At 69.3% G+C, this 8,521-nt stretch carries 9 protein-coding genes; all 9 read right to left on the reverse strand.

Annotated features, from left to right (window positions below; translation table 11 throughout):
• Window positions 1-1,421, reverse strand: a 1,421-nt coding sequence (locus tag U9983_RS24800; protein ID WP_322756328.1) for a phenylalanine--tRNA ligase subunit beta, incomplete at its 3' end; no start/stop codon positions are given.
• Between the two features lie 2 nt (window positions 1,422-1,423).
• Window positions 1,424-2,458, reverse strand: a complete 1,035-nt coding sequence (gene pheS, locus U9983_RS24805) for a phenylalanine--tRNA ligase subunit alpha (RefSeq protein ID WP_322756332.1) — start codon at window positions 2,456-2,458, stop codon at window positions 1,424-1,426.
• A 287-nt stretch (window positions 2,459-2,745) separates the two neighbouring features.
• A complete protein-coding gene (locus tag U9983_RS24810) occupies window positions 2,746-3,906 on the reverse strand; it encodes an ATP-binding protein (RefSeq protein ID WP_416211526.1) in 1,161 nt (386 codons plus the stop codon).
• The gene (locus tag U9983_RS24815; RefSeq protein WP_322756329.1) at window positions 3,903-4,742 is read right to left on the reverse strand and encodes an RNA methyltransferase; all 840 of its coding nucleotides are present in this window, start codon (window positions 4,740-4,742) and stop codon (window positions 3,903-3,905) included. The genes U9983_RS24810 and U9983_RS24815 overlap by 4 nt, the downstream gene beginning before the upstream one ends.
• 34 nt (window positions 4,743-4,776) lie before the next feature.
• Window positions 4,777-5,172 carry a 50S ribosomal protein L20 gene (gene rplT, locus U9983_RS24820; RefSeq protein WP_322747513.1) on the reverse strand — a complete coding sequence of 132 codons (396 nt, stop codon included), beginning with the start codon at window positions 5,170-5,172 and terminating at the stop codon, window positions 4,777-4,779.
• 87 nt (window positions 5,173-5,259) lie between these two features.
• Window positions 5,260-5,454 carry a 50S ribosomal protein L35 gene (gene rpmI / locus U9983_RS24825; protein ID WP_239311477.1) on the reverse strand — a complete coding sequence of 65 codons (195 nt, stop codon included), beginning with the start codon at window positions 5,452-5,454 and terminating at the stop codon, window positions 5,260-5,262.
• Between the two features lie 43 nt (window positions 5,455-5,497).
• On the reverse strand, window positions 5,498-6,082 hold the full coding sequence (gene infC / locus U9983_RS24830) for a translation initiation factor IF-3 (RefSeq protein ID WP_416210216.1): 585 nt from the start codon (window positions 6,080-6,082) through the stop codon (window positions 5,498-5,500).
• Window positions 6,083-6,427: 345 nt separating this feature from the next.
• The gene (locus U9983_RS24835; protein WP_322756330.1) at window positions 6,428-6,898 is read right to left on the reverse strand and encodes an SseB family protein; all 471 of its coding nucleotides are present in this window, start codon (window positions 6,896-6,898) and stop codon (window positions 6,428-6,430) included.
• Window positions 6,899-6,943: 45 nt separating this feature from the next.
• The gene (locus U9983_RS24840) at window positions 6,944-8,140 is read right to left on the reverse strand and encodes a hypothetical protein (protein ID WP_322756331.1); all 1,197 of its coding nucleotides are present in this window, start codon (window positions 8,138-8,140) and stop codon (window positions 6,944-6,946) included.
• Between the last annotated feature and the right edge of the window lie 381 nt (window positions 8,141-8,521).

An 8,521-nucleotide genomic window follows, 5' to 3' on the forward strand; every position in this document is an offset into this window, starting at 1 on the left:
TCCGTGGACACACCGCCGACACCGCCCGGGCGGTGTGGCCCGGGTGCCTCGGTGACCAGGCAGCCGACCTCGGTCAGGCGTCGGCGGACGACATCGGGCGGGTAGGGACGGCCGCCGAGCCGGGTGGTCTCGGCGACGGGGAACAGGATGGTCGGCGCCGGCCGCCGCTGGTCGATGTCGGTCACCCCGGCCTCGACCGTGGCGCCGGTGAGCTCGGTGAGCAGCCGGACCGCAGCCTGCGCGGCCACCGGCGCGAGCGCCGGATCGACGCCACGTTCGAACCGACGGGACGCCTCCGAGGTGAGCTGGTGACGTCGGGCCGTGCGGGCGACCGCGATCGGGTCGAAATGGGCCGCCTCAATCAGGATCTCGGTGGTGTCCGACGAGATCTCGGTGGACGCGCCACCCATCACACCGGCCAACGCCACCACCCCGGAGTCGTCCGCGATCACGAGATCTTCGGGGTCGAGTTCCCGTTTGACACCGTCGAGGGTGACCAGCCGTTCGCCCTCACGGGCCCGGCGGACCACGATCGGGCCGGACAGCTTCGCCCGGTCGAAGGCATGCAGCGGCTGCCCCAGCCCCAACATGATCAAATTGGTGATGTCGACCGGCACCGAGACCGGCCGCATGCCCGAGAGCGTGAGGCGGCGGGCAAGGCGCAATGGGGTCTGCGCACCCGGGGAGGCCCCGCGCACGACCCGGGCGACGTAGCGGGTACAGGCCTCGGGGTCCGCCACCACGACCGGGTACCCGAGCGTGGCCGGTGCGTCGCTGCGCTCACCGAGGCCGGCGCCGCCGGCGCCGCCGGCGTCGCCGGCGTCGCTGCCACCGGCAACCACGGCGGCAGGATCATGGAACGTCAGCCCGAACGCGGTCGCCACCTCCCGGGCGATCCCGCGGACCGACAGGCCGTAACCACGGTCCGGGGTGACGGCTATGTCAAGGACGTCGTCGGCGAGATCCAGCAGCTCGGCGACGTCCACGCCCAGCGGGGTCTCAGGCGGCAGCACCAGGATGCCGTCATGATCGTCACCGATGCCCAGCTCACGGAGCGAACAGATCATCCCGTCGCTGAGCTTCCCATAGGTCTTGCGCGCGGTGATGGTGAAGCCGCCGGGCAGCACCGCGCCGGGCAACGCCACCGCCACCCGGTCGCCGACCTCGAAGTTGAACGCCCCGCAGATCACCCCGCGGGTGCCGGTCTGCGACACCGCGACATCCACCCAGCGCACGTTCTTCTTCTTGGTCTCGACGACCTCGATCGAGACGACCTCGCCGACGACGACCCCGGCGAGGTCGTGACCGACGGACTCGACGGACTCCACCTCGAAACCGGCCCTGATCAGCGCCTCGGCGACCGCCTTCGCCGGTGGCAGGCCGTCGACGGCCTCCCGCAGCCACGACATGAGAATTTTCATGATCAGATCCCCGTCCCGAACAGACGACCGAAACGGATGTCACCGTCAACGAAGTCGCGGATCTCGCGGACGTTGTGCCGAATCATCGCCGCACGTTCCAGACCCATTCCGAATGCGAACCCGCTGTAGCGGGACGGGTCGACGCCGCAGGCGACGAGCACGTTCGGGTCGACCATCCCGCAGCCACCGACCTCGATCCAACCCTCGTCGGAGCACACCCGGCACGGCTGGCGGGCAGCCTCGCCGCGGCAGGCGAAACAGACGACGTCGAGCTCTGCCGACGGCTCGGTGAACGGGAAGTAGTGCGGCCGCAGTCGCGTCGACAGACCCGAACCGAACAGGGCCTGGGCGAACACATCCAGCGTGCCGCGTAGGTCGGCCATGGTGATGCCCTCATCGACCGCGAGGCCCTCAATCTGACCGAATACGGGCGAGTGCGTGGCGTCGACGGCGTCGTTGCGATACGTCCGTCCCGGGCACACGACGTACACCGGCAGCGGACGCGACAGCAGCGCGCGGACCTGCACCGGCGAGGTATGCGTGCGCAACAGCAGCCCGCTGCCCATCGGGTCGACGTAGAGGGTGTCATGAGAACTGCGCGCAGGATGATCGGGGTCGAGGTTCAGCGCCTCGAAGTTGAACCAGTCGTGCTCGACCTCGGGCCCCTCCGCGACCTCGTAACCCATCGCCACGAATACGTCCACCAGGTAGTCGGACAGCGCCGTGATCGGATGCCGCGCTCCCCGCGGAGCGCGATCCACCGGCACGGTGACGTCAACCCGCTCCTCGACGAGGACCCGGGCGTCCCGGTCGGCGGTGAGCTCGGCGAGCCGTGTCTCATAGAGTGCCCGGACCGAGGCTGCGGCATCGTTGTGCCGGCGCCCGGCTGCGGCACGGTCCGCCTGCGCCAAGGCGCCGAGCACCCGGCGCGCCAGCGCCAGCGGAGCAGAGCGGCCATCCACATGCGAGGTGCGGACGGCGGCGAGCTCGTCGAGATCGCCTGCGGCGGCGATCGCCTCGGACGCCTGCGCGCACATCCTGGCGAGCTGCTCGGGATCGAGCTGGTCCGGACCGGTCGGGTCGCGGTCGGTCGGGTCGCGGTCGGCATGGTTCGAGTCAGCGCTCGGTGGGGACGGGGACACGCTGGTCATCCTCATTGAGATCGTTGATGGTCGAACCGACCATCAGGTGAGATCCCGACCGGCACCCGCCACAAACGGGCGGACGCAGGCCGGGTGCGGGATGCGGGCCGGGGCGCCCACCGGGTTGCGACGTCGCTCCAGGTGATCAGACTCCAGATGATCTGGCTTCTGGCGATCAGACCTCAGGGGAAGACGGGTGCTCCGGCGGGCACGACGAATCGGAACTCGGCGCCACCACCCGGCGCCCGCCCGACCATGATCGTCCCGCCATGCGCCTCGATGAGCGCCTTGGCAATGTAGAGCCCGAGGCCTGTTCCGTTACCACGGGTGGCGCCGCGCCAGAACTTCGCGAAAACCCGGGACGCACTCGCCTCGGGCACACCCTCGCCCTCGTCCGCCACGGTCACATCGGCCCCGGTCGGCGTGCCGCGCATGGCAATGGTGACGGTACCCGCACCGTGGCGCAGCGCGTTGTCGACAAGATTGTGCAACACCTGTTCGATCTTGTCGGAGTCCAGCCACATCTCCGGCAGTTTACCGTCAGTGAACACCGCGAACCGGTCATGGGTGGCCTCCCCGGCCGCGACCTTGCCGTCCACGACCCGGCGCAGCGTCAGATCAAGATCCACGATCTGCTTGCGCATCTGGATCCGACCGGAGTCGATGCGCGACACATCGAGCACCTCGGCCAGCAGTCGGGTGACCCTGTCCGCATCGGTGTTGACGGTGTTGAGCATGAGCTTCTTCTGCTCTTCGGTGAACCGGTCCCACTTCGCCAACAGCGTGGCCGTGAACCCCTTCACGCTCGTCAGCGGTGACCGCAGTTCGTGCGCGACCGTGGACACCAGGTCGGCGCGGTTGCGCTCCAGCCGCTCCCGACTTGCCGTGTCCCGCAGGGACAACGCAACCTGCACCAGCTGCCCCTCGACGCGGACGTAACGGACGGTCACGTTAAGATCACGTTCACGCTGGGGACCTGCGAACGTGAGTCGACGCTCGGGCTGACCGGTCACCCGTGGCAGGTTGCGGCTCACCCGTGAGCACTCCCACCAGTCATTGCCCCGCTCGTCCAGCAACGGCAGGACGTCGGTGAGATGACCTCCCACAGCGGCGGTCGCCGCGACACCGGTGATCTTGACGGCCGCGGCGTTGAACACCTGCACCCGCCCGTCCGCGTCCACCATCACGATCCCGTCCGGGAGATCGTCCCAGGACACCGGTGGCACGGTGGGTGCCTCGTGGTACGGCGTCCCATCCGCCCGCGGCCCGGGACCGGGCAGTAGCTCCCCGTCCGCCGGTGGATTGCGAGCTTGGTCGGGAGCCGACGTGACCGTGTGTGTCACAGCCGTCCACCTCCCCCGGCGCCTGGAGCCCCGGACCCGGACCTCGCCTGCGCGCGCGCTGACGCGTACAGGCAGATCGCCGTCGCCACCGCAAGATTCAGCGACTCGGCCTGACCGTACACCGGCACCCGAAGTACCGCGTCCGCGGACACCACGCCGGCACGGGGGAGACCGTGTGCCTCGTTACCGAACAGCCACCCGGTGGGCACGTCGAGCTCCCCCGCGTCCGCCGCGGCGTCGAGATCCCGCGGCGCGAGCGGGCTCGTCGCCACGATGCGGCAGCCGTGGTCCCGCAGCTGGCGGACCGCGTCGTCGAGATCGATGTCGGTCACCACCGGTAGGTGAAAGATGCTGCCCGCGGACGCTCGGACAGCCTTGCCCCCGAACGGGTCCACCGACGACCCGGCGAACACCACCGCGTCCGCGCCCGCGGCGTCCGCGGATCTGATGATCGTCCCCGCATTGCCCGGATCGCGAGTGTCGAGGCAGATCGCCACCAGCCGGGGTTGATCGAGGTCTGCGACCCGGTGGCGCGGGCAGTCAGCCAGCCCGACCACACCTTGAGGCGTCACTGTCTCGGACAGTGACGCCACTGCGTCATCCGATATGACCCGCACCGGTATCCCCGCTCCGTCTACAAGGGCCGCGTACCTGCTCATCGCCGACGAACCAACGAAGATCTCGTGCAGTGCCCCGACCGCAAGCCCCGCTGTGACCGCCTGGGGCCCCTCGACCAGAAACTGACCGCGCACGCGACGGGTCGCCGGACGGCGCAGGCGCCGCGCGTCGAGAACCCGCGACGAGCGCGGGCCAGCCGGGTCCGGGACCACCAGCATGAATTCGGATACGGGTACCGTCCGACGCGATCGATCAGGCCGCCGACGTCTCCGACGCGCGGACCGGCGGCACCGTCGGCAGGGCGGCACGCGCGACCTGGACGAGCGCGGTGAACGCGGCCGGGTCCGTCACCGCGAGATCGGCGAGGATCTTGCGGTCAACGTCCACCTCGGCCAGCCGCAGCCCCTGGACGAACCGGTTGTAGGTCATCCCGTTCGCCCGCGCGGCGGCGTTGATCCTGGCTATCCACAGCTGCCGGAAGTCGCCCTTGCGAGCTCGCCGGTCGCGGTAGGAGTAGGCCATCGAGTGCAGGACCTGCTCCTTGGCCTTGCGGTACAGCCTTGAGCGCTGCCCCCGGTACCCGCTGGACTGCTCCAGCACCGTCCGGCGTTTCTTCTGGGCGTTGACCGCCCGCTTGACCCTTGCCATGAGGGGGAAACTCTCCTTCAGTCGTGACTGGCGGCACCGCGTTGCACCGCTCCCAACCCATGGGAGCGGTTCGGGGGCGAGCGGTGGTCAGCGCGCCAGCAGCTTCTTGATGCGTCCTTCGTCCGCCGGGCTGAGCGTCACCTCGTTGTACAGCCGCCGGGTACGCCGGCTGGACTTGTGTTCCAACAGGTGGTTGCGGTTGGTCCGGCGGCGCATCACCTTGCCTGTTCCAGTGATTCTGAACCGCTTGGACGCGCCGGTGTGGGTCTTCATCTTGGGCATCTGGAGATCCTGCAATCAGTGGTGGTCGTCAACGGCATGCTGGTCAGACCAGTCCGGCCGGCTCAGGCGCTCGCTGAGGTCGGGACCCCTTGTGCGGCGCCATCACCATGGTCATGTTCCGGCCGTCCTGCTTGGGCTGAGCCTCGACGTAACCGAGCTCCGCAACATCGGTCGACAAGCGTTGCAGGAGCCGGATGCCGAGCTCGGGTCGGGACTGTTCCCGCCCGCGGAACATAATCGTTATCTTGACTTTGTCGCCGGCCCGCAGGAACCGGACCACGTGACCCTTCTTGGTCTCGTAGTCGTGCGGATCGATCTTCGGCCGAAGCTTCATTTCCTTGATTACCGTCTGGACCTGGTTCTTACGAGCCTCACGACGCTTCTGGTCGGACTCGTACTTGAACTTCCCATAGTCCATGAGCTTGCAGACCGGCGGACGGGCCGTCGGAGCGACCTCAACCAGGTCTAGATCGGCCTCCTGGGCCAGCCGCATAGCCTCGGCAATGGCCACAATGCCGATCTGCTCGCCTTCGGGCCCAACCAGGCGCACCTCGGGCACCCTGATCCGGTCGTTAATACGTGACTCTGCGCTGATGTGGTTCCCTCCGTGGACTCGACGCGCGGGCATGACCTGCCGCTGCGGAGCCCTGCACCCAGCGAGACTGGGCACCCGGCCGATACGCCGTCACACAACGGCTCGGCCGACCGGCGACCCGGCCGCCGAAGTTGCGACGTCGGGTGGGAGGCAAGCCTCCGCTTGGCCTTGTCACCGCTGGAAGGAATCGCTACGAGACTCCGGCCCGGGTGACAAGCGGTCGACCCACAGCCTAGCAGTAGTGGGCCGGATGCGACGATCAGTTGACCGTGGGATATGGAGTCCCTGCCGAGCGGGCCCAACGGCCCGCAAGGGGTACTCCATCCGAAAACGGTCAATCCACCACGCGCGCATCGACCGATATCCACCGGACAGGCATTAGAGCGCGGCGATCCGCTCCAACAACTCACCGTCGACGGTGGCCATCGCCGGTCCGGCGATGTCAAGCACGACCGCGCTGTGGCCATCGCGCACGGCCTGGGCACACAGGGCATGACCGGGCACCGCGACCGGCCGGGCCGTCCGGCGCCACCGCGCCAGCGTGTCGACACCGCTGAACGCCGGAATCGCGGTAGCTCCGGAGGGTACCCAGAGGGTCACCAGAACCATCTCGGACGACTTCTCGGCGCCGGTGCCGGCATCGCCGGGTGAATCGACATCTGGATCGCCGAGTGGATCGCCGGGTGGATCGGCATCTGTCCGTCGGGCCTCGATCGCGACGAACACCCGGGCCCGGACCAGCGCGGTCGCGACCGACTGTTCGTCCCCCGCATCCAGCGCGGCGCGCAACGCACCGTCCGCACCACCGTGATCACCCTGCCCGGATGGCGCCAGCAGCTCCCGCTTCACCGGTCGACCCTATTGCTCCCGGCCCGACTGTACGCGTGAAGGCGATCAACCGGAGGCTGCGTCCACGGCGGCGGCGAGCTCACCGAAGGCCGCTCTGGTGCGACGACGCAGGCCCAACCAGGTGAACGGAACGCCGTCGACCAGCGCCGGATCGAACGGGACGACGACAACGGCCCGCGCGCGATCGGAAAGCCGTGCCAGGCGACGGCGGGCCCGGGCGGACCAGCGGATCGGGACGGTCTCCACGACCGCGACCACCAGCGAGACGCCAGCCCCGCTCCAGGCGACGTCGGCGATCTCGGGGCCGGCGAGTGTCACCAGGACGTCGTCTGCAGCCGAAAGATCAACAAGGTCGGCCCGCACGGCCACCACGACCGTGTCGGCGCGGGAAGACGTAGCCGCGGGCAGCGGCTGGTCCCAGCCTGGAGGTCCGTCAACCAGCACCACTTCGTACCAGACCGCCAACACGTCCTGGGCGCGGCCGGCCTGTTCGGCACACACGTCCACCGCGATGAGCCGGTCGCGGCGGGATGCGGCGAGAGCCATCCCGAGACCGGCCGCGGCCGTGCGTCCAGCGCCACCACTGAACCCGCCGACATGCACCCGTAAACAATTGATCATGGATGTCGCGGGATCGGCACCGTCCACCGGCCCCCGGTCGACGTCGGCCGAACCGTCGGCCGAACCGTCGGCCGAACCGCCGGCCGCCACCGTCTCCTGGATCTCCGGGATCTCCGGGATCTCCGGGATCTCCCCAGCTTCCGGCAGCGCGACATCAGGCCAGGTGAGCTCCGGCGACAGTGTCTCCGGAGAGCTCGCGGGCACCGGATCGGCTGCCGCGATGTCCACGGCCGCGATGTCCACGGCCGGCAGGAAGTGCCCCACGTCCGGGGTCCAGCCAGCAGGTGCCGGTGCCGGCACCAGCGGTCGTGGCTGGTCCGCTCGTGGCTGGTCCGCTCGTGGCTGGTCCAGCCGGGCCGGCGTCACGAGCGGACCCGGAGCGCGTGTGCCGATCCGTGACCGGCCAGGTCGCCGACTCACGGTCGCCTCGCGGTCGTCGTCCTCGCCCGGCATGCGCAGACCGAGCAGGGACACGGGCCGCGCGTCACCGACATCCGCCGCAAACACCGCGCCGGGTCGCAGCTGGGGACCATCACCGGGGCTCTGAACCGCACCGGCTTCCCGCTGTGCACCCGGCAGGTCACCGTTCTCATCCGGATCTCGCGCCGTCATTGCGCTCACCACCGCCTCCCGTCCCCACGGGGACCCCGCCACGTGCGACCGGGGTCTACCGCCGGAACATGGTGGCCACCTGATTGATCAGGGCCTCCGGCGGCGCTGCGCGACCCGGGGACTGCGGCCTGCGGGCGCGCGATCTGACGATCGTCGCGCACCCTTTGGCCCTCTGGTGGTACACGGTATGCGGTAGCCATTACGGACAAGAGTCCCCGTCACCGGGCCGAGTTACAAGGTTGACCTGAATCGGCCAGCCGGACGCCTTCGGCCAGGGCGACGCCTATGGATGCCGCAACTCCCGCAGGACGTTCGCGGTCATCAGCGCGGCGAAAGCAGCTTCGCGTCCCTTGTCCTCGCCAGAGGAGGGCAGCCCGGCGCGATCCCGCG

This window comes from Protofrankia sp. Cas3, assembly GCF_963555955.1.
Taxonomy (GTDB): domain Bacteria; phylum Actinomycetota; class Actinomycetes; order Frankiales; family Frankiaceae; genus Protofrankia.